Genomic DNA, 25,983 nt, shown 5'->3' with positions numbered 1-25,983 from the left:
TCCTTATCCGATCATCGCGTTATAGGCGGTTTCGTCCATCAGGCCGTCGAGTTGGCCGGCATCGGCGAGTTTCATCTTCCACAGCCAGCCGTCGCCGCTGGCGGCGGTGTTGATCAGGCCGGGTTCGGTCGAAAGCGTGTCGTTGACGCCGGTCACCTCGCCGTCGGCGGGCGCGTAGACGTCCGATGCCGCCTTGACCGATTCGACCACCACGGCGGTGTCGCCCTTGGCCAGCGTCGCGCCGACGTCCGGCAGGTCGACGAACACCAGGTCGCCCAACTGCTCCTGGGCGTAGTCGGTAATGCCGACCGTGGCGATGTCGCCCTCGACCCGGATCCATTCGTGATCGTCGGTGAAATAGGTTTTGGTCATTTGATTATCCTTTGAGATAGCGATGTGGCGTGAAGGGAAGGGCGTGCACGGCAACGGGTATGCGCGTGCCGCGCACTTCCACGGTGAGCTGGGTTCCGGCTCGCGCGAGGTCGGCCGTGACGTAGCCCATGGCGACGGGATGGCCGGCGGAAGGTCCGAATCCGCCCGAGGTGACGCGTCCGGCGACGCTGCCGTCCTCGGCCAGGAGCGTCGCGCCGGCGCGCACCGGCTGGCGGCCTTCCGGCTTCAGCCCGACGCGCTTTTGCGTTGGCCCCGCCGCGATCGCCGCGCGCAGCGCCTGCGCCCCGACGAAATCGCCGGTCTCGCGCACCGGTTTGGGGATCGCCCACAACAGCGCCGCCTCGACCGGGGTCGTTTCGGTGGAAATGTCCTGGCCGTGCAGGCACAGCCCCGCCTCCAGCCGCAGGCTGTCGCGCGCGGCAAGCCCGATCCACTCCACGTCGTCGTCGGCGGCAAGCCGCGCGACCAGCGCGCGCGCGTTCGCTTCCGGCAGCGCGATCTCGAATCCGTCCTCGCCGGTATAACCCGAACGCGACAGGAACCAGTCCGGCTTGGGCTCGCGCCCGTGCATGAAATAAAGCCCGTCCGTGGCCACGCCGGCGCGGTTGAGCGCGGCCTCGGCCTGCGGTCCCTGCAGCGCCAGGAAGATCCGCTCCAGAGGCTCGATTTCGGCATCGAAATCCGCCGCCAGCGCGCGCAGATGCGCCTCGTCGGCGGCCGCGTTGCCGGCGTTCGCCACGATCGTGAAGCGCGTGTCGCCGAGCCGGGTGACGATCAAATCGTCGCGAATGCCGGCCTTGTCGTTCAGGAAAAAGCTCAGCCGTGCCTGGGAGAGCGCCAGCCCGCCCGGCTCGAACGGACAGGCGCGCGCGATCAACTCGGCCGCCTGCGGTCCCGACACGACGAACAGTTTCATGTGCGAAATGTCGAACAGTCCGGCCTTCTCGCGGACGTGAAGATGCTCCTTCATCACCCCGAGCGGATAGGTGATCGGCATCGACCAGCCGGCGAACGGGCCGAACCGGGCGCCGGCCTGTTCATGGATGTCGTGCAGGGGGAGCTTTTGTGCCGTTTCGGTCGTCGTCATTGCTTCTCCAAAGAAACGCGTTGCCGTCCGTCTTGTGACGGACGAATCGCGCCCCTCTGTCGGAAGCCTGAGAGACTCGCACTGCCGGAACCCTGTCGGCGGCGCTTACACCTTCGGCGCGGGGATCACCCCCCGACTTTCCAGAGCGTCTTGACCTGCTGCGGTTCTTTTGCCTGAGAGATTTCGGGCGATTTCCCCTTCGGCGGCCGTAAACGGCTCTCTCCCGCAAGCAGGCCGGGCTTTCGGCCCGAGACGAGGCGGACCATATCCTAGTGCCTACGCCTTGTCACGAGGCCAAAAACGGCTTGAACAGGAAAGCAGGGGAGGCGGGCGCCGTCGTCATCTCGCCATGCCGCCACCGGCAAAGGCCGGCCGTCTCGACCGCGCCGACGCTAAGACGGCGGGGACGACACGGCACCCAAAGCTTGGTATCGGTGTGGCGTCTTCAGCTTGGAAATCCGGCCCGGCGGGCTGAACGTGACGGGGAATGGACAGACGTTGATACACCGCTTTGTCGACATCGTGCGGGGGGTCGTTTTGGGTGCCCGCGAAACCATGTCGGTCGTTGGCGTCCTCCTGGGAACGCTGTTTTTCGCCGCGTCGTTGACGCCGACCCTGTTGCCGCGCACGGCGTTCATGCAAGGCGCGCTGTCGGGCGTGTCGTTCGCCGCCGGCTACGGCATCGGCGTGTTTTGCGCCTGGTTGTGGTCCTATCTGGGGATCCGCACGCTCGAGGGACGTCCGGCCCGATATGTGCTGCGCGCTGCCGCGCTTGTCTGTCTCGCGGTGGTGGCGGTGTTTTTGTGGCGCGCTGCCGGCTGGCAGAATTCGATCCGGCTGCTGATGGAGTTGGAGCCGCTCGATACCGCCCAGCCGTTGCGCATCGGCATGATCGCCTTCGCCACGGCGGCCGTGACCATCCTGCTCGGCAAGCTGTTCCGGCTGGCGCTCCTGGCCGTTGCCGGCCGGTTGAAGCCCGTCGTGCCGCGGCGCGTTGCCAATGTGGCGGGGGCCGTCGCCGCGCTGGTCCTGTTTTGGGCGGCCACCGAGGGGCTGGTGCTGCGTTACGGGTTGCGCGCCGTCGACGCGTCGTTTCGCGAGCTCGACCGCACGTTCGAAAGCGGCGTCGAAAAACCTCCCGAGGCTTGGCGCACCGGCAGCGCGGCGTCGCTGGTGCGCTGGTCCGATCTCGGTCGCGCCGGACGTGGTTTCGTCGACACCGCGCCGTCCCGCGCCGACATCGCCGCATTGGCCGGCGGCGCGGCGATCGACCCGCTCAGGGTCTATGTCGGGTTGAACTCGGCCGCCACGATCGAAGAGCGCGCCGCCCTTGCGCTCGCCGAACTCAGGCGCGTGGGGGCTTTCGAGCGCTCGGCGCTGGTGGTCGTCACCCCGACCGGCACGGGCTGGATCGATCCAGCCGCCATGGACACGCTCGAAATCCTGCATCGCGGCGACGTCGCGTCCGTGGCCTTGCAATATTCCTACCTGACGAGCTGGCTGTCGCTGCTGGTCGAGCCGGGCTACGGCAAGGAGGCGGCGCGGGCGCTGTTTCGCAAGGTCTACGACTATTGGCGGCAAATGCCGCGCGATGCGCGTCCCGCGCTTTATCTCTACGGCCTCAGCCTCGGCGCGCTGAACTCGGACCTGTCCTTCGACATGTTCGACATTGTCGGCGATCCGTTCCAGGGCATCTTGTGGAGCGGCCCGCCCTTTCAAAGCCGCACCTGGCGCGCGGCGACGGCCGAGCGCGAGCCCGGTTCGCCGGCCTGGCTGCCGCGGTTCCGCGACGGGTCGGTCATTCGCTTCACCAGCCAGAAGGACGCGCTCGACATCCCCGGAGCCGCCTGGGGTCCGATCCGCATCGTCTATTTGCAATATGCCAGCGACCCGGTGACGTTCTTCGACTTTTCGGCGCTTTTCCGCAGGCCGCCATGGATGGTGGGGCCGCGCGGGCCCGACGTGTCGCCGATGCTGCAATGGTATCCGGTCGTGACCCTGCTGCAGCTTGCGCTCGATATGGCCGCCGCCACCACCGCGCCGATCGGCTACGGCCATCTTTACGCGCCCGAGCACCACGTGGACCCCTGGGTCGCGGTGACAAGGCCGCCGGGCTGGGACGCGCCGGCCCTCGAGCGGCTTAAGCGGGAACTGGCCGAGCGGCGCGACTGAGCGGCCCGGCGTCGGGGGCGTCGAAAAGGCGGGCCGGATCCTGCCGGCCTCGATGCGTCCCGCGCCTCAGCGCTCGTCTTCGAGCCGGCCGAGCTCGCGCTGGATGCGCTCGATGATGCGGCCGGTATCTTCGTGCATGCGCTTGAGGCGCTCGAGCTGGGCCGTGATCGCGGCATAGGGGTCGGGGCCGATATCGTCCTCCGGCGCGTCGCCGACGCCGTGCAGTAGCCAGATCATGTTGACGTCCAGCACGCCGGCAAGCAGCGACAGCCGTTCCACGCCCGGTTCCGACCGGTCGCTTTCCCATTGCTCGATCGTTTTTTGCTTGACGCCGACGCGGCGGGCAAGCTGGCCCGTGCTCAGGCCGAGCGAGTCGCGGGTGCGCGACAGCCGCCCGCCGAACGTGTCGGTGTCGGGCGCGCGGCGGTGGATCGATGTGACAACGGCCATGAAATCTTCTGCCTCCTGGGCTTCGGTTTCGGTTTTATCCTAGTTGCGCCGGCCGGGGCGGGAAGCACGCCGTGCGTCATTGCAGGTCGCGATTGACCCTAGGCAAGACGCTGCGCGTGCCAGCGCAGATGGTCCTCCATGAAGGTGGAAATGAAGAAATAGGAATGGTCGTAGCCCTCCTGCATGCGCAGGGTGAGCGAGATGCCGGCCTTCTTGCAGGCCTCTTCCAGCAGCCACGGCTTCAGCCCCTCCTCGAGGAAACCGTCGGCGGTGCCCTGGTCGACCAGGACCTCGCCGAAGCGCTGGCCGTCTTCGATCAGCAGGCAGGCGTCGTAGGCGCGCCAGGCCTCCTCCTCCGCGCCCAGATAGCGCTCGAAGGCCTTTTTCGACCAGTCCGAGGTCGACGGGCTGACGATCGGCGCGAAGGCCGAGCAGCTCTTGAAGCGTTTCGGGTTTTTCAGCGCCACGGTCAGCGCGCCGTGCCCGCCCATGGAGTGGCCGAAAATCGCCTGGCGGCTCATATCGGCGGGAAAATTTTGTGCAATCAGCGCCGGCAGTTCCTCGGCGACATAGGAATACATGCGATAATTCGCGTCGTAGGGCGCCTGGGTGGCGTCGACATAAAATCCGGCCCCGGAGCCGAACTGCCAGTCCTGCGCGTCGTCGGGCACGGTTTCGCCGCGCGGGCTGGTGTCGGGACACACCACGATCAGGCCGAGCTCGGCCGCCAGACGGCGATACTCGCCCTTGTCCATCACGTTCTGGTGCGTGCAGGTCAGGCCTGACAGGTACCAAACCACCGGACAGGGCGCCTCGGCCGCCTGTGGCGGCACGAACACGGCGAAAGTCATGTCGCAGGCGCAGCTTTCGGACGCGTGCGTGTAGACGCCCTGAACGCCGCCGTGGGATTTTGCCGTCGAAACTGTTTTCATGCTCATCAAGTCTCTGCCGGCGCAGGCGGCCGGTCGTCTGGTGGGAAAGGGGGCGTGCTTCTCCGAGCGTGCGGCGGCGGGAAGGGCTTGGTCCTAACATGGCCGGGCGCGATTCCAAACCCCTGTCGGATGCGCGGCCGCGCCGGCGCGGCTTTTCCGCCGCCGCGACCCGTTCTCGGCGCGAGCGCCGTCGCCTCAGGCCGGCGCGGTCGGAGAAGGGGGGGCCTGGCGCGCGGCGTTGAGCGCCTGGCGCACGCTTCTGTCGAGCGCACCCAGGAAGGCGGAGCGGTCGCGGGCCGAAAAACCGCGATTATACCCTTTGATCTCGCCGGTCTCGCGCAGATGCTGCTTCAGGTCGCGCATGGCGAGCGCCATGCCGATCGAGGCTTCGCTGAACGGTTTGCCGGTCGGGCCCAGAACGTGAACCCCCTTCGCCACCAGCCTGGCGGCAAGCGGAATGTCGGCGGTCACCGCGATGTCGTTTTGGGCCGCGTGGTCCACGATCCAGTCATCGGCCGCGTCCGCGCCCTTGGCCACCACCACGTGGCGCACCATCGGATCGCGCGACGGCCGCAAGCCGCCATTGGCCACCAAGGTGACGACGAGCCCGTGGCGCTCGGCCACCCGCATCACCTCGTCCTTCACGGGGCAGGCATCGGCGTCGACCAGGATCGCCGGGGTCGTGTTCGTGGGCACTGAATTTCCTATTGTTCGAGAAGAATGCTGTTTTCGTCCGGAAGCACCGCGCGCGACAGCAGGATCAGGTTTTCCAACTCGCTTTCACTTGGTGATTCCGCGCGGATGGCGGTTGCGAGCCGGTCGAGATTGTCCTCCGACGGCGTGTCGCGATAGGCAAGCATCGCCGCGAAGGTGCGACGGTGCTCGATCCGGGCGACCTCGGTGAAACGCGCCGCAAGGCCGGGAATGTCCGGCCGGCCGGAACTCATGAACTGCAGCGAAAGCAAGAGCGCGTTCAATTCCTCCGTCTTGGCGAGCCCGGCTTCGCCGCCTGTACTGTAAAAGATGCGAACGACATTCTCCTTCTTGCCGCATTGGCCGCCAAGCCAACTATAAAGGCTGACTGCCGCGTATTTCAGTTGGCGTTCGGGCTGGCCGACGCCGTCGGCGGCCATGGCGTCGCGGAACATCCCGTGCACCTCGGAGGTCGGCGCGGTCTTGATCGCGCAGAAATGGTCGTGAACCACCGACGCGCGTCGATAATTGCCGACGAAGGGCGAGCCGGAAAAGGACCACAACGATGGCGGGATCGACGCGCCGTCGATCCGGGTTCCGGCCGGTACCTGCCAGACCCGACCCGCCGGGTCCACGAAGCTGACATCGGACAAAAGCACCATTTCCCGATGGCGGTCGTCCGGCTCTCGTGTCCAGCGAAACGCGAACGAACCGTGAAACGCCGCCTCCGCCGCGATCGCCGCGCCCGAAAAAGTCAGCACCGCCAGCATGGCCGCGAAGCGCGCCGCCTTGCGCTTTCCTTTGCGTGCCGCGCGATGCTGCAAGCGTTCCTCCCCGGCTCAGAACACGACGACGCTTCGGATGCTTTCGCCCTTGTGCATGAGATCGAAGCCTGTGTTGATCTCGTCGAGGGTGAGCGTGTGGGTGATCATCGGGTCGATGGAGATTTTGCCGTCCATGTACCAGTCGACGATCTTCGGCACGTCGGTGCGGCCCCTGGCGCCGCCGAAGGCGGTGCCCTTCCAGGTGCGGCCGGTGACGAGCTGGAACGGCCGGGTCGAAATCTCCTGGCCGGCGCCGGCCACCCCGATGACGATGCTCTCGCCCCAGCCGCGATGGGCGCTTTCCAGCGCCTGGCGCATCACCTTGACATTGCCGGTGCAGTCGAACGTGTAGTCGGCCCCGCCGATCTGGTCGGCGCCGCGCTTGGTCAGATTGACGATCTCGGCCACCACGTCGTCCACCTGCGTCGGGTTGACGAAATGGGTCATGCCGAATTTCTCGCCCCACGCCTTCTTGTCGTCGTTGATGTCGACGCCGATGATCCGGTCGGCGCCGGCCAGCCGCAGGCCCTGGATGACGTTCAAGCCGATGCCGCCGAGCCCGAACACGGCCGCCGTGGCGCCGATCTCGACCTTGGCCGTGTTGAGGACGGCGCCGATGCCGGTGGTGACCCCGCAGCCAATATAGCAGATCTTGTCGAACGGGGCCTCGGGATGAACCTTGGCCAGCGCGATCTCCGGCAGCACGGTGAAGTTCGAAAAGGTCGAGCAGCCCATATAGTGATGGATCTTGTCCTTGCCGATCGAGAACCGGCTGGTGCCGTCCGGCATCAGGCCCTGGCCTTGCGTGGCGCGGATCGCCGTGCACAGATTGGTCTTCTGCGACAGGCAGGACGGGCACTGGCGGCATTCGGGCGTATAGAGCGGGATGACGTGGTCGCCCTTTTTCAGGCTTTCCACGCCCGGACCGACATCGACCACCACGCCGGCGCCCTCATGGCCCAGGATCGCCGGAAAAATCCCTTCCGGATCGGCGCCCGACAGCGTGAACTCGTCGGTGTGGCAGATGCCCGTCGCCTTGATCTCGACCAGAACCTCGCCGGCGCGCGGCCCCTCAAGATCGACCTCCATAACCTCGAGCGGCTGGCCCGCCCCAACCGCAACAGCCGCACGTGTCTTCATGGCCTTGCTCCTTCGCGATCCGTCGGGCGCAGGGTTTCAGGAATTCGCGCCCTCTTCAAGCCGTCCGCCGCCGGGCAGCGCGACGCCGGTTTTTACGCGCCCGTTCTCACGCGCCCGTTCTCACGCGTTTGCCGTTGCCGTCGAACAGGCACAGATAGGCCGGATCGAAGCGCATGGGGCAGGCCGCGCCGGCTTCCGGCACCTCGGCGATGCCTTCCTGGCGCACGGTGATCTGGGTGTCGTCGCCGAGCGCGACATGAACGAGGGTCTCCGCCCCGAGCGGCTCGACATAGCGCATCGTGCCCTCAAGCATCGCCTCGTCGGCCGCGCACAGCGCCATGTGCTCGGGCCGCAGCCCGATCAGCATATCCTCGCCGTCCGACCCGACCGCGCGCGTGAGCGCGGCGGGCAGGGCGGTGCCGTTGCCGGCAAAGATGCGCGGCGCGATAAAATTCATCGGCGGTGAGCCGATGAAGCCGCCGACGAATACCGTTTCAGGGTCCTGATAGACGTCGAGCGGCGCGCCGATCTGCTCGGCCACGCCCGCATTCATCACGATCATCCGGTCCGCGAGCGTCATCGCCTCCACCTGGTCGTGGGTGACATAGAGCGACGTCACGCCAAGATCGCGCTGCAGGCCCTTGATTTCGAGGCGCATTTGCACGCGCAGCTTGGCGTCGAGATTGGACAGCGGCTCGTCGAACAGAAACGCCGCCGGCTTGCGCACGATCGCCCTGCCCATCGCCACGCGCTGGCGCTGGCCGCCCGACAATTCGCGCGGCTTGCGCTGCAGGAACTCTTCCAGCTGCAGCATCTGGGCGGCTTTCGCCACGCGCTCGGCGATCTCCGCCTTCGGCCTGCCGGCGATCTTCAGCCCGTAGGCCATGTTGTCGAACACGCTCATATGCGGGTAGAGCGCGTAGCTCTGGAACACCATGGCGATGTTGCGGTCCATCGGCTCGAGCTCGTTGACCCGCTTGCCGTCGATGGCGATCTCGCCGCTGGTGACGGTTTCCAGCCCGGCGACCATGCGCAAAAGCGTTGATTTTCCGCAGCCCGACGGGCCGACGATGACGATCAGCTCGCCGTCGGCGATCTCGGCGTCGATACCGTGGATGACCTCGGTCTTGCCGTAGGATTTGCGGATCGATTTCAGGCTGATCGTCGACATGGGCGCCCTATTTCTCGGTCTCGACCAGACCCTTGATGAACAGGTTCTGCATGAAGATCACCACCGCCACCGGCGGGATCATCGCCAGGATCGCGGTCGCCATGATCACCGGCCAGTTGGCGAGATCGTCGCCGGAGGGAAACATCTGCTTGATGCCCATGACGATGGTGTTCATCGAGGGATCGGTGGTGACCAGAAGCGGCCACAAATACTGGTTCCAGCCATAGATGAACAAGATCACGAACAGCGCCGCGATGTTGGTGCGCGACATCGGCAACAGGATGTCGATGAAAAATCGCATCGGCTTGGCGCCGTCGACCCGCGCGGCTTCGGCGAGCTCGTCCGGCACGGTCATGAAGAACTGGCGAAACAGGAAGGTCGCCGTCGCCGAGGCGATCAGAGGCAGGATCAGGCCGGAATAGCTGTTCAGCATGCCGAAATTCGCCGCCACCTCGTAGGTCGGCACGATGCGCACCTCGACCGGCAGCATCAGCGTCAGGAAGATCAGCCAGAAGAACAGTTTGCGGGCGGGAAAGCGGAAATAGACGATGGCGAAGGCCGACAGCAGCGAAATCACGATCTTGCCGAGCGCGATGCCGAGCGCCATTACCGTGGAGTTGACCAGCATGCGCCAGACCGGGGCGTTGACGCCCGAGACCAGCGCGTCGCGGTAGTTTTCGTAAAACTTGTCGCCGGGCAGCAGCGGCATGGGCGGGCGCACGATATCCTGCTGCTCCACCGTCGAGGCGACGAAGGCCAGATAGATCGGAAAGCAGATGAAGGCCAGCCCGACGATCAGCCCCAGATGGGTGAGCCAAAGGCCGCGGCCGGTCTTTTCCACCATGCCCGACATCAATAATGCACCCGTCTTTCGATGTAGCGGAACTGGATGATGGTCAGCGCCCCGACCACCACCAGCAGGATCACCGACTGCGCGGCCGAGGAGCCGAGATCCTGGCCGACGAACCCGTCGGCATAGACCTTGTAGACCAGAATGGTGGTGTCCTGGCGCGGGCCGCCGGCGGTAATCGTGTGGATGACGCCGAAGGTCTCGAAGAAGGCGTAGACCACGTTGACCACCAGCAGGAAGAAGGTGGTCGGCGACAAGAGCGGGAACACGATCGTCCAGAACCGTTTCCAGAACCGGGCGCCGTCGATCGCGGCGGCCTCGATCACGCTTTTGGGGATCGCCTGCAGCCCGGCCAGGAAGAACAGGAAATTGTAGCTGATGCGGCCCCAGGCCGAGGCCAGCACCACCAGCGCCATCGCCTCGTTGCCGTTGAGCACGTGGTTCCAGTTGTAGCCCAGCACGTCGAGATACCAGCTCACCAGCCCGACATTCGGGTTGAACATGAACAGCCAAAGCACGCCGGCCACCGCCGGCGCGACCGCGTAGGGCCAGATCAAAAGCGTGCGATAGGTGCCAGACCCCTTGATGATCCGGTCGGCCATCACCGCCAGCCACAGCGCGGTCGCCATCGAAACCACCGTCACCAGGATGGAAAACACCGCCGTGGTGCGGAACGAGGCCAGATAATAGGGGTCGGTGAGAAGGAAGATGAAATTGCCGAAACCGACGAATTGCGTGCGCAGGCCGAACGGATCGGGAATGAAGGCCGACTGGTAGATCGCCTGGCCGGCCGGCCAGAAGAAGAACACCGCCGTCACCGCCACCTGCGGCATGACCAGCAGCAGCGGCAGGGTCCATCCCTTGAAGGTGACGCGTTTTTCCATGATGCGATGCGGCCGCGGCGGGCGCGGGGGCGGCGTCATGCCGTCCCCGCGCGCAGGCGGGATTGGATCAGCGGTTGGCCTGTTCGAAGCGGCGCAGAAGCTGGTTGCCGCGTTCCGCCGCGTTGTCGAGCGCGTCCTGGGCCGACTTGTCGCCGGTCCACACCGCCTCCAGCTCCTCGTCGATGATGGTGCGGATTTGGTCGAAGCTGCCGAGCCTGAGGCCCTTCGAATTGCCGGTCGGCGCCTTGCCGGTCATCTGGATGATGGCGATGTCGGTGCCGGGATTGGCGTCGTAGAACCCGTCCGCCTTGGTCTTTTCGTAGGCTGCGGTGGTGATTGGCAGATAGCCGGTGTCCTGATGCCATTTGGCCTGGATATCGGCGCTCGACAGGAAGCTCAGGAACGCCGCCACGCCCTTGTAGTCTTCCGCCTCGTGGCCGGACAGCACCCACAGCGACGAGCCGCCGATAATGGTGTTTTGCGGCGCGCCGTCGACGTCGGACCAGTAGGGCAGGGGACGGATCTCGAAATCGAACTCCGCTTCCGCCTTCACGCCCGCGTAGCCGGCCGAGGATTCGGTGAAGAGCGCGCATTCGCCGCCGCGGAAATTGGCGCCGCCTTCGTTGCGCCGCCCGGCATAGATGAACTTGCCGTCCTTGGCCCATTGCCCCATCGTGTCGATATGCTTGACCTGTACCGGCCCGTTGAAGGCCAGTTCGGTGTCGAGGCCGGTAAAACCGTTTTCCTTCGTGGCGAACGCCACGTTGTGATAGGCGGACAGGTTTTCCAGGTGCACCCAGCTCTGCCAGGCCGTGGTCAGCGGGCAACCGTGCCCGGACGCCTTCAGCGCATCCAGCGCCTCGCCGACCTTGTCCCAGGTCGACAGGTCCATGTCCGGATCGAGCCCGGCGCCCTCCAGCGCGTCGCGGTTGACGTAGAGCACCGGCGTCGACGAATTGTAGGGCAGCGACAGCATCTGACCGTCGGGCGTGGTGTAATAGCCCTTGACCGCGCCCAGATAACCGTCGGCGTCGAACGGCGCGCCGCCCTCGGCCATCACCTCGTAGACCGGCTTGATCGCGCCCTCGGCCGCCATCATCGTGGCCGTTCCCACTTCGAACACCATCAGCACGTGCGGCTGCTCGCCGGCCCGGAAGGCGGCGATGCCGGCATTCAGCGTCTCGGAATAATTGCCCTTGTGGGACGCGACCACGGTGTAATCGGACTGGGAGGCGTTGAATTTCTCCACCTGCTCGGCCAGCAACTCGCCGAGCCGGCCGGTAAAGGCATGCCACCACTGAATTTCCGTCGCCGCCGAGGCCGCGCCGGGCAGCGCCGCCGTTGCAAACGCGGCGCCGGCCAGTACGAGGGTCTTGAACGTCATGAGCTTTCCTCCCGCATTATGGTGCCTCGGTCGGATCGATCAGTCATCCGCTACCGCGGCCTTTGGTCGGGGTATCCCCGCCGGAAGAGCGAAGGTTTCACCTTTCTCCGATACGAGTCAATTGAAGATCGACGCCGCCTGGATACGCCGAATTGGCGCCTTGCGCGCGCGGCGCCATCTCAGCCGCTCTCGTGGGCCGGCGGTGCCGGTGCCGGGGGACGGCGCCACGCCGGTCTGCGGCGCGGTGCGATGCGGTTCTTTTTCGACGAATCGCGCTAACTTGGCGCGATGTTCGTCAATCTCCTGCTCGGCACAGCGGTCATTTCCGCGACCGTCGTCATCCATACGCTCGGCCTGATCGCGCTCACACACGCCATCGGGCGCCTGACCGGGCTCGTGCGCATGGACGGACGCCGCAGCCGCATCCTGGCCATGGTCTCGATCGTCATCGGCCTGTTCGCGGTCATGACGGTGGAAGTGTGGCTGTGGGCCATCGCCCATTACGCGCTGGGCGTGGTCGAGGGGTTCGAAACCGCGCTCTATTTCTCGGTCGTGTCGTTTTCCACGCTCGGTTACGGCGACGTCGTGCCGGCCCATCACTGGCGGCTGTTTGCCGGCCTGGAGGGTGTCAACGGCTTCCTGCTGATCGGCTGGTCGACCGCCTATCTGATCGCCGCCGGCATCAGGATCGGGCCGTTTCGCCGCGGCGTGCATTTTTAGCCGCCGCCCGCCCGTTGCCCCTGCTTGAGGCCGGCTGCTCTATTCCCTAAAACAACAGTCCATGCGGAGGGGTGCCTGTTTGATGTTCGAAAAGATTTTGATCGCCAATCGCGGCGAGATCGCCTGCCGGGTCATCAAGACGGCGCGGAAGATGGGCATCGCCACCGTCGCCGTTTATTCCGACGCCGACCGTGACGCCGTTCACGTCGAGATGGCCGACGAGGCGGTGCATATCGGCCCGCCCGCCGCCGCCGAGAGCTATCTGGTGGCCGACAAAATCGTCGCCGCCTGCAAGAAGACCGGCGCCCAGGCGGTGCATCCCGGCTACGGGTTCTTGTCGGAGCGCGCCTCGTTCTGCGAGGCGCTGGAGGCCGAGGGGATCGTCTTCATCGGCCCCAAGCCGAAGGCGATCCGCGCCATGGGCGACAAGATCGAATCGAAGAAATTCGCCAGCGAGGCCAAGGTCAGCACCGTTCCTGGCTTCCTGGGCGAGATCGAGGACGCCGACCATGCCGAACGCATCTCCGACGAGATCGGCTATCCGGTGATGATCAAGGCCTCGGCCGGCGGCGGCGGCAAGGGCATGCGCATCGCCTGGACCAGAAACGAGGTCCGCGACGGGTTCGACCGCGCCCGCTCGGAGGCCAGGAGCTCGTTCGGCGACGACCGCATCTTTATCGAGAAGTTCATCGTCGAGCCGCGCCATATCGAGATCCAGGTTCTGGCCGACGGCCATGGCAACGCCATCCATCTCGGCGAGCGCGAATGCTCCATCCAGCGCCGCAACCAGAAAGTGGTCGAGGAGGCGCCGTCGCCATTTCTCGACGCCGAAACGCGCGCGGCGATGGGCGCGCAGGCCGTCGCGCTCGCAAGGGCCGTCGACTATCAGAGCGCCGGCACGGTCGAGTTCATCGTCGACAAGGACCGCAATTTCTATTTCCTGGAGATGAACACGCGCCTCCAGGTCGAGCATCCGGTGACCGAGCTCGTCACCGGCATCGATCTGGTCGAACAGATGATCCGCGTCGCCGCCGGCGAAAAGCTCGCGCTTTCCCAGGACGATGTCCGGCTGAACGGCTGGGCGGTCGAAAGCCGGCTCTACGCCGAGGATCCCTACCGCAACTTCCTGCCCTCGATCGGCCGGCTGACGCGCTACCGCCCGCCGTCCGAGGGCCGCCATGGCGACGTCGTCGTGCGCAACGACACCGGCGTGACCGAGGGCGCGGAAATCTCGATGTTTTACGACCCGATGATCGCCAAGCTGTGCACCTGGGCGCCCGATAGGGCGACGGCGATCGAGGCGATGTCGGACGCGCTCGACGAATTCGTCGTCGACGGCATCGAGCACAACATACCCTTCCTGTCGGCGCTGATGCGCCATCCGCGTTGGCGCGAGGGGCGGCTGTCGACCGGCTTCATCGCCGAGGAATATCCAGACGGTTTTGCCCCTGCGATGCCCAATGACGAGGAGAGGGCGGTTCTGGCGGCGGTTTCGCTGGCCGTCGAACTGCTGCGCAAGGACCGTCTCGACAGGCTGTGCGGACGGCTCGCGCCGCATTCGGGCGCGACCAAGCCGGACTGGGTGGTCAGGCTCGACGACGACTATATCGCGCTCTCCATCGGCGAAGGCATGGTCTCGCTGCCGCTGGAGGTCGACATGCGGGTGGAGGGCGGCGAACCGGTGACGGTGTCTTCGTCCTGGCGGCCGGGCGAGATCGTGTGGAAAGGCCGGGTCGGCGGGCGGGCGGTGATCGCCCAGTTGCGCCCGGTCTTGAACGGTATGCGCATCGCCTGGCAGGGCCTGTCGGTCAACGCCCGGGCCATGTTGCCGCGCACTGCCGAACTCGACCGGCTGATGCCGAAGAAGCTGCCGCCCGACACCTCCAACATGCTGTTGTGCCCGATGCCGGGTCTGGTTGTGTCGGTCGCGGTTGCGGAAGGCCAGGAGGTCAAGACCGGCGAGACCTTGGCCGTGGTCGAGGCGATGAAGATGGAAAACGTGCTGCGCGCCGAACGCGACCTGACCGTGCTCAAGATTCATGCCGTCGCCGGCGACAGCCTGTCCGTCGACGCCGTCATCATGGAATTCGAATAGGGCTCGCGACCGCCGCGCCCCGCACCCGCAATAACCCTGGCTGCGACCGGACTGTGTCGGACCCGGTCCGGTCGCGGCCGGCAACGCCCGTGTCACGAAGCTTGGGACAAACCGCGTCCTGCCTCTCGACCGCCGCCGCGCGATCGGAAACAATCCGCTCCGACGGCCTGAGTCCGGCCACAGCGAACGGAAGACCGACCGATGGCATCACCACGTCCCCCGCGCGATCCGCTTTTGCGCGCCGCCATGCAGGCGGCGGCGTCTCCAGCGCCGGCGGCGCGGCCGTTTATCCATTTGCGCGTCCATTCGGCCTATTCGCTGCTGGAGGGCGCACTGCCGCTCGGCAAGATCGTCGGCCACGCGGTCAAGGACGGGGCTCCGGCGATCGCGGTCGCCGACACCAACAATCTGTTCGGCGCGCTCGAATTCGCCCAAAAGGCGGTCAAGGACGGCGTCCAGCCGATCATGGCCTGCCAGCTCGACACGCTTTTCGAGGGCGAGGACGCGTCCAGTCAACGCGCCGCGCGCGACGCCCGTCCCGACCTTGCCGGCCTGGTGCTGATAGCCGCCGACGAGACCGGTTACGCCAACCTCGTGCGATTGGTCAGCCGCGCCTATCTCGAAACGCCGGCCGGCGCGCCCGTGCATATCACCAGCGGCTGGTTGGCCGAGAGCGCGCCCGGGCTCATCTGCCTGACCGGCGGCGCGGCCGGGCCGATCGGCCGCGCGCTTGCCGCCGACCACGCGCCGCTGGCCGAAGCCCGGCTCTTGCATCTGCGCGACCTGTTCGGCGACCGGCTCTATGTCGAGCTGCAGCGCCACGAGGGCTACGACCGCGCCGTCGAGGCGGCCCAGATCGATCTCGCCTACCGCCACGACCTGCCGCTGGTGGCCACCAACGAGGCGTTTTTCCCCGCCCGCGAGGATTACGAGGCGCACGACGCGCTGATCGCCATCGCCGAGGGCACGGTGATCGCCGTCGACGAGCGCCGCAAGCTCACCCCCGACCACTATCTCAAGAGCCAGGCCGAGATGGCGGCCCTGTTTGCCGATCTGCCCGAGGCGATCGACAACACGGTGGAGATCGCGCTGCGCTGTTCCTATTATCCTGAAAACCGCGCCCCCATCCTGCCGCGCTTCACCGCCGGCTCGACCGACGACCCGGAGGCGGCCGAAAAGGCGGAGGCCGACGAGCTCAGGCGCCAGGCGCACGAGGGGCTGGAGCGCCGGATCGCCGACCAGGGCCTGTCCGAGGGCTATACGCGCGAGGATTACGCCAAGCGTCTGGACTACGAGCTCGGCGTCATCGAGCGGATGAAGTTTCCCGGCTACTTCCTGATCGTCGCCGACTTCATCAAATGGGCCAAGGCACACGACATTCCCGTCGGTCCCGGCCGCGGCTCCGGCGCCGGCTCGCTGGTCGCCTACGCGCTCACCATCACCGATGTCGACCCGCTGCGCTTTTCGCTGCTGTTCGAGCGCTTCCTCAATCCCGACCGCGTGTCGATGCCCGACTTCGACATCGATTTCTGCCAGGATCGGCGCGACGAGGTCATCCGCTACGTCCAGGAAAAATACGGCCGCGACCAGGTTGCCCAGATCATCACCTTCGGCACCTTGCAGGCGCGCGCGGTGCTGCGCGACGTCGGCCGTGTGCTGCAAATGCCTTACGGGCTGGTCGACCGGCTGACCAAGATGGTGCCGGCCAACCCCGCCAATCCGGTCAAACTCGCCGACGCCATCGCCGCCGAGCCGCGTTTCCAGGAGGAGCAGGAAAAGGAGCCGATCGTCGAGCAGCTCCTGGAGATGGCGCAGAAGCTGGAGGGGCTCTACCGCCACGCCTCCACCCATGCCGCCGGCATCGTGATCGGCGACCGGCCGCTGTCGGAACTGGTGCCGATGTACCGTGATCCGCGCTCCGACATGCCCGTCACCCAGTTCAACATGAAGAAGGTCGAGGATGCCGGCCTGGTCAAGTTCGACTTTCTCGGCCTGAAGACGCTGACCGTGCTGGAAACGGCGGTCAAGCTGATCCGCCGCAAGGGCGTCGAGATCGATCTGTCGAAGATTCCGCTCGACGACGCCGACACCTACGCCATGCTGGCGCGCGGCGAGACGGTCGGCATCTTCCAGGTGGAATCGGCCGGCATGCGCAAGGCGCTGATCGGCATGAAGCCCGACCGCATCGAGGACATCATCGCCCTGGTCGCGCTCTACCGCCCCGGCCCGATGGAGAACATTCCCACCTACAACGCCCGCAAGCACGGCGAGGAGGAGATCGCCTCGATCCATCCCAAGATCGACCATCTGGTCCAGGAGACCCAGGGCGTCATCGTCTACCAGGAACAGGTGATGCAGATCGCCCAGGAACTGGCCGGCTACACGCTCGGACAGGCCGATCTTCTGCGCCGCGCCATGGGCAAGAAGATCCGCGCCGAGATGGAAAAGCAGCGCGCGATCTTCGTCGACGGCGCCACCGAGCGCGGCGTTTCCAAACAGCAGGCCGACTTCATCTTCGACCTCTTGGCCAAGTTCGCCGATTACGGCTTCAACAAGTCGCACGCCGCCGCCTATGCGATCGTGTCCTACCAGACCGCCTATTTGAAGGCGCATCATCCGGTCGAGTTCCTGGCCGCCTCGATGACGCTCGACATGGGCAACACCGACAAGCTGGCCGATTTCCGTCAGGACGCCATCCGCCTCGGCATCGAGGTCGTGCCGCCCTCGGTGCAGACCTCGCACCGCGATTTCGAGGTCGGCGACAATCGCATCTTCTATTCGCTGGCCGCCATCAAGGGCGTCGGCGACGCCGCGGTCGAGCACATCGTGGAAAAACGCCGCGAAAAGCCGTTTTCAAGCCTGGAGGAGTTTTGCGGCCGGGTCGATCCGCGCATCGTCGGCAAGCGCGTCTTCGAAAGTCTGGTCCAGGCCGGCGCGCTAGACTGTTTCGGGCGCGAGCGCGCGGCGCTGTTTGCCGGCGTCGAGCTGATGATGGGGCTTGCCCAGCGCGCGGCCGAAAACGCGCTCTCGGGCCAGTCCGACATTTTCGGTGCCGCGCTCGCCGGCGAGCCGGAACGGCTGCGCCTGCCCGACACCGCGCCCTGGCTGCCGGCCGAAAGGCTGCATCGCGAGTTCCAGGTGGTCGGCTTTTATCTCTCCGCCCACCCGCTCGACGAATACAAGGACGCGCTCAAGAAGATGCGCGTGCAGAACTGGACCGAGTTTTCCGCCGCCGTCAAGCGCGGCGCGTCGGCCGGACGGCTGGCCGGCACTGTCACCTCGAAACAGGAGCGCAAGACCCGTACCGGCAACAAGATGGGCGTGGTCAATTTCTCCGATGTCAGCGGCCAGTTCGAGGCGGTGCTGTTTTCCGAGGCGCTGGGCCAGTTCCGCGACCTTTTGGAGGCCGGCCGCTCGGTGGTCATCACGGTCGCGGCCGAGGACCGGCCGGAAGGCGTCAATCTGCGCATCCAGACCGTGCAGTCGCTAGAGGACGAGGCGAGCCGGCTGCAAAAGGCGCTCAGGATCTTCCTGCGCGACGCCGGTCCGGCCGCCGCGCTCGCCGGCCATCTCGGCCAGCGCGGCGAGGGCGAGGTGTCGCTGGTGCTGATCAAGCAGGACGGCGCCGGCGAGGTCGAGATCGCGTTGCCCGAGCGCTACCGCATCTCGCCGCAGATCGCCTCGGCGCTGCGCGCCGTGCCCGGCGTGGTCGACGTCGAACTGGTTTAGGGTGCGCCTCAGGACGGCCGCGCGGGTTTTCCCCTCTTGCGACGTCTATAGCGTTTCCAGGCGGAGTGGAAGCCGGTTCGCCGTTCAAAAGCGCGTTAAAACAATAAGTTAGAGCCGGTCTGCGAATCCGTGAGAAGCAGAACGGCTCTAAGGCCTGGCTGCGCAAGCACCAGCACGTCGCTGGTTCCCTTATGCGGGGGAGAAAATCTTTTCCTGCGCTTGCGCGGGCGCAGCCAGGCAAGGCTTGGAAAAGACAACAAGGGGGATCGTCCTAGGGATCGACCCGTCAGGAGGCGACCGGCTTCTTGCGCGGCGCGCGCTTGGCGCGCGTCGGCGCGGCCTTGACCTCGCTGGCCGTTTTTTCGGCCATCGCCAGGCGCATTTCGCGCAGCCGGGCTGTCTTCTTGTCGCGGGCCGACACTTCCTCCTGGATGATCGATTGCGCGACCGCCGTGGTCTGTTCGGCCTTGGTCGTGGCCGAGCGTGAACGGGGAGCGACGGTGAAATCGGAAATCGAGCGCATCGGTGGAACCCTTCATCTGGTTTTGTGTAATCGGCCGCGCCCCGCAAGAAGGGGCGCGAACCCGTGTTCGTGTCGGCCTGTCGCAGCCGTCGCGGGCGCGGCGGTTATTTCTTCTTCGGGCGCGTGCCGGTCGCGTTGCCGTCCGTGGCCAGCCTGACCGCGGATCCGAACGGGGCTGGCGCCACCGGCGGTTTCTTGTCTTTTTTCGGTTTCCGGACTTCCCGGTTGCTGCGTTGCTGGCCCTTGGCCATCGCGGTCGCTCCTCATGGGCGGGGTGATGCTGGGGCGGATCGCAAGTCTCGCGTTTCGCGTCGCGCTTCCGCCTTTGATCGTGGGCATGTCTTGATTCCGACGCCGACTGGCGCTGTCGCGGGACATGGTCCGGCCAACAAAAAAGCGGGGAATTACTCCCCGCTTCCTGGTGCCGGCGTGAGCCGGCGCGCGATCCGAAAGGGAGGCTGCCAGTACATCCGTGGTCAGCTCTCCCGTATCCGGTGCGTGTTTTATACGACCTTCAGGTTCGCCGCGGACTGGCGCCCCTTGCCGTCGTCCTCGAGGTCGAATTCGAGCTTCTGGCCTTCAACCAGACCGCCGAGGCCGGCGCGGTCGAGCGCGCTGATATGGACGAACACGTCCTTTTCGCCATCTTCGCGGGTGATGAAGCCAAAACCCTTCTGGCCATTGTAGAATTTTACGGTACCGGTATGCATGGACTCATTCCTTGGAAACGATGCGCCGCGATCGTGCCGCGCCGCGCGAGAAAATATATCGATTTCTGGAATGAGATTGGCGGGTCGAAAGCCTCTGACGCCGCGAAAAGCCAAGCCTGGCCCAAATAACGATAACCGGTAGATAGACACTAATTGCGACTTATTCAAGGGCGTGGCCGAAATCCGCTCTCACACCGCCGCCCGGCCGCGTCGCAAACCGGCTCCACGGCGCCTGGTCACGCCCGGGCTTCTCCTGAGAGCCGAGCGCGTTCCCCTTTTGCAAGGGGGGATTAAGCCGGCATCTACCCGGCCGCAAGTCTCCAACGCTGGCGATTGGCGCAAGCTCAGGCAGCGCCCCTGCCTCCCCCCTTGCCGGGGGGGGGACGTCTTTTCCTGCGCTTGCGCGGGCAAAGCCTGGCGAGGGCCTGGAAAAGACAGGAGAGGGATCGCGTGGCAGGATCGCTTTCGAAATACCGGCCGCGGCCGAAGGCCGGTGCCGCTAAAGCCGTTCCTCTCCAAATGGGAAGCGTTTGACCGGCGATATCAAACCCATAGCCGTTCCTCGGCTCGGACGGCTTTAGGCCGCGCGGCGCGCGGCGTAGGTGCCGTCGGGCAGCGCGGTGACGTGGCCATAGGCGGCCAGCGTGCGCAGATGCTGCTCCACCCGGCCCTCGATGCGCTTGCCGCCGCGCTTGAACTGGCGGGCGATCTCGGCGGCTGCCATCGGGCGGGCCTCGACGGCAAGAATGCGCTCCACCGCGAGCGGCTGCTCGTAGGCATCGGTGGGGAAGGAGGGTCTGTCCCTGTCGATGGCGACCACCGGCGCATCGAGCGCCAGCTCGCCGCTTTTTGCGGCGGCGCCCTTGGCGAAACGGGGGATCTGATACTCCGGCCGCAGCCAGCGCACATGGCCTGCCGCCTCCTCCTTCGCGCGCTCGGCATTGAGCGCGACCAGGCGTTCGAGGATGTCCTCGTCGGAGAGATCGTGCGGCCAGCCATAGGCCTCGGCGGTGAGCCGGTCGATGGTTTCGTGCAGCTCTTTCAGGATCAGCACGAGGCCGCGCGTCTTCACATCCTCGTCCTTGTCCGAAAGCGCCTCGCCGGATTTGAGCTTTTCCAGCACGTTGTAAAGCCCGGTCATGGTGAGATCGGGATGCTCGGCCAGAACCTTTTTGCGCGTGGCATCGAGCTCTTCTCCGGCAGCGCGGAGCTTTCCGCGCAGGGCCTCGGAGGGATCGGGGAACGGGAAGGGATCGAAGGTTCGCGTCTTTGTGTAGACGGAATCGTTTCCTTGACCGAGCCAACCGCCGGTTCGAAGCGACCATTGAATATGTATTTTAGAAGAAACTACCGCCAAAACATCAGCATTCTGGTCAGCAATTACAACAGATTTATCATCCAAAATATAATGGCAATCAAAGAACTGAAAAACCCGATGCCGTGACGTATCTACGGTTGCAATCATTCTGTCGATGGAGTTTATAGCTGGGCGCATGTCTCGACGAGGCTCACCAAATATCCACCATCTATTTCTATAACTATCTCTTTTGTTCTTCTCCCTTTCCGGCTTAACGTGCTCCAGTATATGTTGATAAATTTTTGGGTATTTCTCTCTTACTTCTGAGGATTCCAGACCAAAAAGGTCGATTGCGAACAAATCTCTCGATCTGTGCGCAATATCTCTACCGTTTCGATAGGGACGTAGGAGGCGTACCAAATCTTCGCTTTGCCCCAAGCCTAGCAGTGTTGCTTCAGCGCGTGAAACGAGAAACCCTTTTCCATGCAATTTCACACCATCATGTGCGATGCCAGCATTTGCCAAGAGCGGCGTGATCTTGGTAACATCCACCCCCACACTCAAATCCGAATTGATCTTCCCCACCCGGTTTTCAAACACGATCCTCGGCTCGTCCGTGTCCAGCGCCGCCTCGCGCACCACATCGCGCAGAAGGCCTTCATGGCTGCCGGCTGCACCCGCGGTCATGGCGATGCGCACCGCCGCGCTATCGCGGGTGGCCTTGGTCCAGGGGTGGTCGGGCACGGCATAGATGAGGCTTATGGGCTTTTTGGCATTGAGGTGGCGCTCCATGACACGGCGCTGGAAGACCTGGCTGATGGAATTGGTGGTGACGAAGCCGAAACGGCGCAGCGGGGTTTTCTTTCGCGTCAGAAGCTCGGCGGCGCGGTCCCACCAATACATGACGAAATCCGCGCTCTCATTCATGTGTTTGTGGGCGGCCCACAGCGCCTCGGCATAGAGCGAGCCCATGCGGGAGCGAATTGTTCCGCCGCCGACAAAGGGCGGATTGCCGACGATGAACTCCGCCTCCGGCCAGTCGGGCCGGCGTGGATTGGGGCAGGTTTCCACGCGCTCGCCATCCTTATCCACGATGGCAGGCACGGGATGGCCATCCCATGTCAAAACCGCGTCATAGCCGTCGCGCCGGCCAAAATTGATGTTCTTGAACGCCTTGAGGATCGGCTCGGCCGGGTGGCCGTCGCGGTTTTTATAGTGCTGTTGCAGATAGCCGATCCACACGACAAGCTCGGCGATGGCCGCGGCGCGCGGGTTGATCTCCAGCCCCAGAAACTGGTACGGATCGACGGTTTCGCCCTCCAGCCCCAGCGCCTCGGTCTCGCCAAGGCGGGCCAGCGTTTCCAGCACCTCGCCTTCGAGCTTTTTCATCAGCTCCAGACTGACATAGAGGAAGTTGCCCGTGCCGCAGGCGGGGTCGAGCACGCGGGTTTCGCAAAGCTGGTGGTGGAACGCCTTGACCAGCCGGACGGCATCCTTTTCCTTGCCGCTCTCCTTGGCGGTTTCGGCGCGGGTGAGCACCTTGCGCCAGTCATCACGCAGGGGCTCCATGACGGTGACTTCCACCAGACGCTGCACGTAGCTGCGCGGGGTGTAATGCGCGCCGAGCTTGCGCCGCTCGGTGGGCTCCAGCGCCTGTTCGAGCAGCGTGCCGAAAATGGCGGGGTCGACCTCGGTCCATTTTGCTTTTGCCGCCTGCCATAGCTCGCCGATCTCCTCCCGCCCCAGCGGAAAGGCGTTGGCATTCTTGAACAGGTTGCCGTTGAAATGGCGCAGATGGGTGCGGAAGGCGGAGAAGAAGCGGTCGTCGCGCCTTGGCGCGTCCATCTTTTTCCAGAGCTCCTCCACCAGCGGGACGAAGGCATCGGGCGATTTGGTGCAGTCTTCCAGCAGGCCGGTGAAGGAGGCCTCCGGCAGGAGCGCCACATCCTCGGCGAACATGGTGAAAATGCAGCGCATGAGGAAATGCGCCACCTCTTCCGCCGGGTGCTTTTTCTCCAGCGCCTTGCTGACGGCGGCGAGCCTTTCGGCGATCTCGCGGGTGACGCGGGCGGATTCGCGCGTCGGGTCGAGCGCTTCGGGATCGGTCCAGATCTTGCGCAGGCGCTCGCGGATCGCCTCGTCGCGCAGGTCTTCCATATAGATGCGGAAGCCACGGCGATCCGGGAACAGGTCGTAGGCGCGACCCGTGCCGGTGAAATCGGCGAAGATCTCGATGGCGTGGCCGACATCGCATACGAGAATGAAGGGCGGCGCGGGATGGCTCGTATCAAGGCGGAAGACATAATCCTCAGCCTGGCGGCGCGCCTCCAGCATCATGCGGTCCCAGCCGCGGGCGACCGTGCGTTTGCCGCGCGGGGCGGGTTCTTCGGCAAAGAGCGCGGGCTGCTCCGCGCCGCGCGCTTCCTTCATGCGCGACTGCTTGGCCTCCAGGATGAAGGCGCCCTTCTTGTAGAGGTCGATGCGCTTGGGGGCGGTAGTGCCTTCGCTCTTGCGCGGCTTGACGGCGCGTTCGAACACATAGTCGTTGAGCGCCGTTTCGGCGCCGGCGACATCAGGGTGGGGAAGGCCGAGCACATCGCACAGTTCGGTGATGAACATGGCGTAATTGGCGCGTTCCGCCCCGCCCTCGCGCGCGGTCCAGCGCTGAATGAATTGTTCGACGTCCACCGCGGGCAGCCCTCCTTTTGCCAAACAACCAGAAACCGACGGGGCCGGCAACGGCCTCGTTGCGTGGTATAGCGGGTAAGCCCCGTGGCTCAATCAAATCCGCCCCGCCCGCGTCGCAAACCGGCTTCCTTTTCCCTTTTTAGGGTGGACGCAGGATCGACATCTTGGCTCAGCCAAGTGTCGGATCATGCAAGCGGGGGGAGGGTAGCATCGGAGATCGTTTTGACGGCGCGCGCCCTGCCGCGCCCGCGCTCAGCTCTCGCGCTGCGGGCGGCCGCGATTGCCCTTGCCGAACGTGTAGCCGGTTTCCACCGCCTTGTTGCCGAACTTGTCCCGCAGCGCGTCGATCGCGCCCTCGGCGAGTGCGCGCTTGCGCGCGGCCGTGTCGACCAGGTCGGCCGGGTCGGCGCGGTCGTCGGGCGCGAGATCGGCCACGCCGATGCCGATCAGCCGGTAGCGCGTGCCGTCGGTCTCCTTTTCCAGAAGCGCCAGACCGGTCGAAAAGATCCGGTCGGCGAGTCGCGTCGGGTCGGAAAGCCGCCGGTTGCGGGTGCGGGTCTTGAAATCGTGCGTCTTCAGTTTCAGCGTCACCGTGTGGCCGGCGATGCCGGCCTTCTTCAGCCGCGCCGACACGGTTTCCGACAGCGCCCGCAGCACCGGCACCAGCTCGCCGGGCGCGGCCAGGTCGGTGTCGAAGGTGGTTTCGGCCGACACGCTCTTGGCGTCGTGGTCGGCATGCACCGCGCGCGTGTCCTGGCCGCGCGCCAGATGGTAGAGCCGCTCGCCCATCGTGCCGTAGCGCTTCATCAGCGTGGCGCGTTCCATCGTCTGCAGTTGCGCGATCCGCGTGATGCCGTCGCGCGCCAGCGTTGCGGCGAACGCCTTGCCGACGCCCCAGATCAGCGTCACCGGCTGGTCGGCCAGGAAATTGAGCGCCTCGGCGCGGCCGATGACGGAAAAGCCGCGCGGCTTGTTGAAGTCGGAGGCGACCTTGGCCAAAAACTTGCAGTAGGACAGCCCGACCGAGACGGTGATGCCGATCTCGCGCTCGACCTGGCGCGCGAACCGCGCCAGAACGATCGCCGGCGCCGTGCCGTGCAGCTTTTGCGTGCCGGTGAGGTCCAAAAACGCCTCGTCGATCGACAGCGGCTCGACCAGCGGCGTCAGCGCCTGCATCATCTGGCGCACCTCGCGCCCGACCCGGGCGTATTTTTCCATGTCGGGTTTCAGCACCACGGCCTCCGGACAGGCCTCCAGCGCCTTGAACATCGGCATCGCCGAGCGCACGCCGTTGATGCGGGCGATATAGCAGGCCGTCGACACCACGCCGCGCTTGCCGCCGCCGATGATCAGCGGCCGGTCGCGCAGTTCGGGCCGGTCGCGTTTTTCCACCGCGGCGTAGAACGCGTCGCAGTCGATATGCGCGATCGACAGGTCGTAGAGTTCGCCGTGGCGCACGAGCCGTGGGCTGCCGCAGGCCGCGCAGCGCCGTGCCGCCGCCTCCGCCTGCGGGCGCAGGCAGTCGCGGCAAAAACCGGCCTCGGGATCGTTGACAGCAAACGTCATGGCTGCGAACATAAACGGAACAAACAAAATATTAGTCGAGACGGGCCGGCGAGACAAGCGGCCGGGAAGGGGATCGCATGGCCGCACGGATCGAACCGCTGACCGCCGATCTGTGGCCGGCGCTGGAGGATTTGTTTGGCCGCCAGGGCGCCTGTTACGGCTGCTGGTGCACGCATTTTCGCCTGCCGCCGGCGACCCGGCGGCACAACAACCGCGAAAGCAACCGCGCCCATTTCAAGACCCGGGTCGAGACCGGGCCGCCGCCCGGCCTGATCGCGCTCGAGGACGGCGTCGGCATGGGCTGGATGCAGATCGGCCCGCGCGCCGACGTGCCGGAATGGAACAATCAGGGCCGCGTCTCGGCGCCGCTGTCGCCCGACGAACGCGACGATGCCGGCGTGTGGGCGGTGTCGTGCTTTTTTGTTCGCGGCAAGGCGCGCGGCCGGGGCCTGACCCATCGTCTGGTGGCCGCCGGCATCGATCACGCGCGGGCCGGCGGCGCGCGGCTGATCGATGCCTGCCCGATAACCGAATCCAAAAGCACGCGCCCGGTCGGCCTGTTCGTCGGCTCGGCCCGGGTGTTCGAAAAGGCCGGCTTCGAGCGCGTCGCCGAGCGAAAGGCCGGCCGGCCGCTGATGCGTCTGGTGTTGTAGCGCCGCGGCTGCGGGCAGGGCC

21 protein-coding genes and 1 riboswitch are annotated in these 25,983 nt (G+C 65.6%); of the genes, 5 read left to right on the top strand and 16 right to left on the bottom strand.

Annotated elements, in window-relative coordinates:
- Positions 1-3: 3 nt before the first annotated feature.
- The gene (gene gcvH, locus C7T96_RS03000) at positions 4-372 is read right to left on the bottom strand and encodes a glycine cleavage system protein GcvH (RefSeq protein ID WP_106569655.1); all 369 of its coding nucleotides are present in this window, start codon (positions 370-372) and stop codon (positions 4-6) included.
- A gap of 4 nt (positions 373-376) precedes the next feature.
- Positions 377-1,480 (bottom strand): glycine cleavage system aminomethyltransferase GcvT, encoded by a 1,104-nt coding sequence (gcvT, locus tag C7T96_RS02995; protein ID WP_106569654.1) that lies wholly within the window; start codon positions 1,478-1,480, stop codon positions 377-379.
- A 151-nt stretch (positions 1,481-1,631) separates the two neighbouring features.
- A riboswitch (glycine riboswitch) is annotated at positions 1,632-1,717 on the bottom strand.
- A 261-nt stretch (positions 1,718-1,978) separates the two neighbouring features.
- Here gcvT and C7T96_RS02990 point away from each other — a divergent pair.
- Positions 1,979-3,652 carry an alpha/beta-hydrolase family protein gene (locus C7T96_RS02990; protein WP_348627220.1) on the top strand — a complete coding sequence of 558 codons (1,674 nt, stop codon included), beginning with the start codon at positions 1,979-1,981 and terminating at the stop codon, positions 3,650-3,652.
- Positions 3,653-3,718: 66 nt separating this feature from the next.
- On the opposite strand, the gene C7T96_RS02985 is transcribed toward C7T96_RS02990, so the two are convergent.
- The 9 genes from C7T96_RS02985 to ugpB form a co-directional block, all read right to left on the bottom strand.
- Complete coding sequence (locus C7T96_RS02985) at positions 3,719-4,102, bottom strand: helix-turn-helix domain-containing protein (RefSeq protein WP_106569653.1); 384 nt, start codon at positions 4,100-4,102, stop codon at positions 3,719-3,721.
- 98 nt (positions 4,103-4,200) lie between these two features.
- Positions 4,201-5,034, bottom strand: a complete 834-nt coding sequence (fghA, locus tag C7T96_RS02980; protein ID WP_199190410.1) for an S-formylglutathione hydrolase — start codon at positions 5,032-5,034, stop codon at positions 4,201-4,203.
- A 195-nt stretch (positions 5,035-5,229) separates the two neighbouring features.
- The gene (locus C7T96_RS02975; protein ID WP_280951710.1) at positions 5,230-5,730 is read right to left on the bottom strand and encodes a YaiI/YqxD family protein; all 501 of its coding nucleotides are present in this window, start codon (positions 5,728-5,730) and stop codon (positions 5,230-5,232) included.
- 8 nt (positions 5,731-5,738) lie between these two features.
- On the bottom strand, positions 5,739-6,551 hold the full coding sequence (locus tag C7T96_RS02970; RefSeq protein WP_106569651.1) for a DUF1353 domain-containing protein: 813 nt from the start codon (positions 6,549-6,551) through the stop codon (positions 5,739-5,741).
- Between the two features lie 15 nt (positions 6,552-6,566).
- Positions 6,567-7,691: an S-(hydroxymethyl)glutathione dehydrogenase/class III alcohol dehydrogenase gene (locus C7T96_RS02965; protein WP_106569650.1), complete on the bottom strand. Its 1,125-nt coding sequence runs from the start codon at positions 7,689-7,691 to the stop codon at positions 6,567-6,569.
- Positions 7,692-7,797: 106 nt separating this feature from the next.
- A complete protein-coding gene (gene ugpC, locus C7T96_RS02960; RefSeq protein ID WP_106569649.1) occupies positions 7,798-8,862 on the bottom strand; it encodes a sn-glycerol-3-phosphate ABC transporter ATP-binding protein UgpC in 1,065 nt (354 codons plus the stop codon).
- A gap of 7 nt (positions 8,863-8,869) precedes the next feature.
- Positions 8,870-9,706 carry a sn-glycerol-3-phosphate ABC transporter permease UgpE gene (gene ugpE / locus C7T96_RS02955; protein WP_106569978.1) on the bottom strand — a complete coding sequence of 279 codons (837 nt, stop codon included), beginning with the start codon at positions 9,704-9,706 and terminating at the stop codon, positions 8,870-8,872.
- A gap of 8 nt (positions 9,707-9,714) precedes the next feature.
- On the bottom strand, positions 9,715-10,596 hold the full coding sequence (gene ugpA, locus C7T96_RS02950) for a sn-glycerol-3-phosphate ABC transporter permease UgpA (RefSeq protein ID WP_106569977.1): 882 nt from the start codon (positions 10,594-10,596) through the stop codon (positions 9,715-9,717).
- A 67-nt stretch (positions 10,597-10,663) separates the two neighbouring features.
- Positions 10,664-11,980, bottom strand: coding sequence for a sn-glycerol-3-phosphate ABC transporter substrate-binding protein UgpB (gene ugpB / locus C7T96_RS02945; protein ID WP_106569648.1), 1,317 nt, complete (start codon positions 11,978-11,980; stop codon positions 10,664-10,666).
- Positions 11,981-12,268: 288 nt separating this feature from the next.
- Here ugpB and C7T96_RS02940 point away from each other — a divergent pair, with 288 nt between their 5' ends.
- The 3 genes from C7T96_RS02940 to dnaE all read left to right on the top strand — a co-directional run bounded on the left by C7T96_RS02940 (position 12,269) and on the right by dnaE (position 18,524).
- The gene (locus C7T96_RS02940; RefSeq protein WP_106569647.1) at positions 12,269-12,700 is read left to right on the top strand and encodes a potassium channel family protein; all 432 of its coding nucleotides are present in this window, start codon (positions 12,269-12,271) and stop codon (positions 12,698-12,700) included.
- Positions 12,701-12,782: 82 nt separating this feature from the next.
- Positions 12,783-14,795, top strand: a complete 2,013-nt coding sequence (locus C7T96_RS02935; protein ID WP_106569646.1) for an acetyl/propionyl/methylcrotonyl-CoA carboxylase subunit alpha — start codon at positions 12,783-12,785, stop codon at positions 14,793-14,795.
- 246 nt (positions 14,796-15,041) lie between these two features.
- Entirely contained in the window at positions 15,042-18,524 is a 3,483-nt protein-coding gene (gene dnaE, locus C7T96_RS02930; protein WP_245414057.1) for a DNA polymerase III subunit alpha, read from the top strand.
- Positions 18,525-18,810: 286 nt separating this feature from the next.
- Here dnaE and C7T96_RS02925 read toward each other — a convergent pair whose 3' ends face one another.
- From C7T96_RS02925 to C7T96_RS02910, 5 genes are all read right to left on the bottom strand, one after another.
- On the bottom strand, positions 18,811-19,047 hold the full coding sequence (locus C7T96_RS02925; RefSeq protein ID WP_106569644.1) for a hypothetical protein: 237 nt from the start codon (positions 19,045-19,047) through the stop codon (positions 18,811-18,813).
- Between the two features lie 104 nt (positions 19,048-19,151).
- Positions 19,152-19,298 (bottom strand): hypothetical protein, encoded by a 147-nt coding sequence (locus C7T96_RS24135; RefSeq protein WP_199190394.1) that lies wholly within the window; start codon positions 19,296-19,298, stop codon positions 19,152-19,154.
- Positions 19,299-19,550: 252 nt separating this feature from the next.
- Entirely contained in the window at positions 19,551-19,757 is a 207-nt protein-coding gene (locus tag C7T96_RS02920; RefSeq protein WP_106569643.1) for a cold-shock protein, read from the bottom strand.
- A 577-nt stretch (positions 19,758-20,334) separates the two neighbouring features.
- Positions 20,335-23,742, bottom strand: coding sequence for a DNA methyltransferase (locus C7T96_RS02915; RefSeq protein ID WP_106569642.1), 3,408 nt, complete (start codon positions 23,740-23,742; stop codon positions 20,335-20,337).
- 252 nt (positions 23,743-23,994) lie between these two features.
- Complete coding sequence (locus C7T96_RS02910; RefSeq protein ID WP_106569641.1) at positions 23,995-25,320, bottom strand: DNA polymerase IV; 1,326 nt, start codon at positions 25,318-25,320, stop codon at positions 23,995-23,997.
- Positions 25,321-25,385: 65 nt separating this feature from the next.
- On the opposite strand from C7T96_RS02910, the gene C7T96_RS02905 reads away from it, so the two are divergent.
- Positions 25,386-25,961 (top strand): GNAT family N-acetyltransferase, encoded by a 576-nt coding sequence (locus C7T96_RS02905; RefSeq protein WP_106569640.1) that lies wholly within the window; start codon positions 25,386-25,388, stop codon positions 25,959-25,961.
- Positions 25,962-25,983 lie beyond the last annotated feature (22 nt).

The sequence above is a fragment of the Nitratireductor sp. StC3 genome (genome assembly GCF_003015025.1).
Classification (GTDB): Bacteria; Pseudomonadota; Alphaproteobacteria; order Rhizobiales; family Rhizobiaceae; genus Mangrovimarina; species Mangrovimarina alexandrii.
The sequence above is the reverse complement of the archived record's forward strand: the minus strand, read 5'-3'. Positions and strand labels throughout refer to the sequence as shown.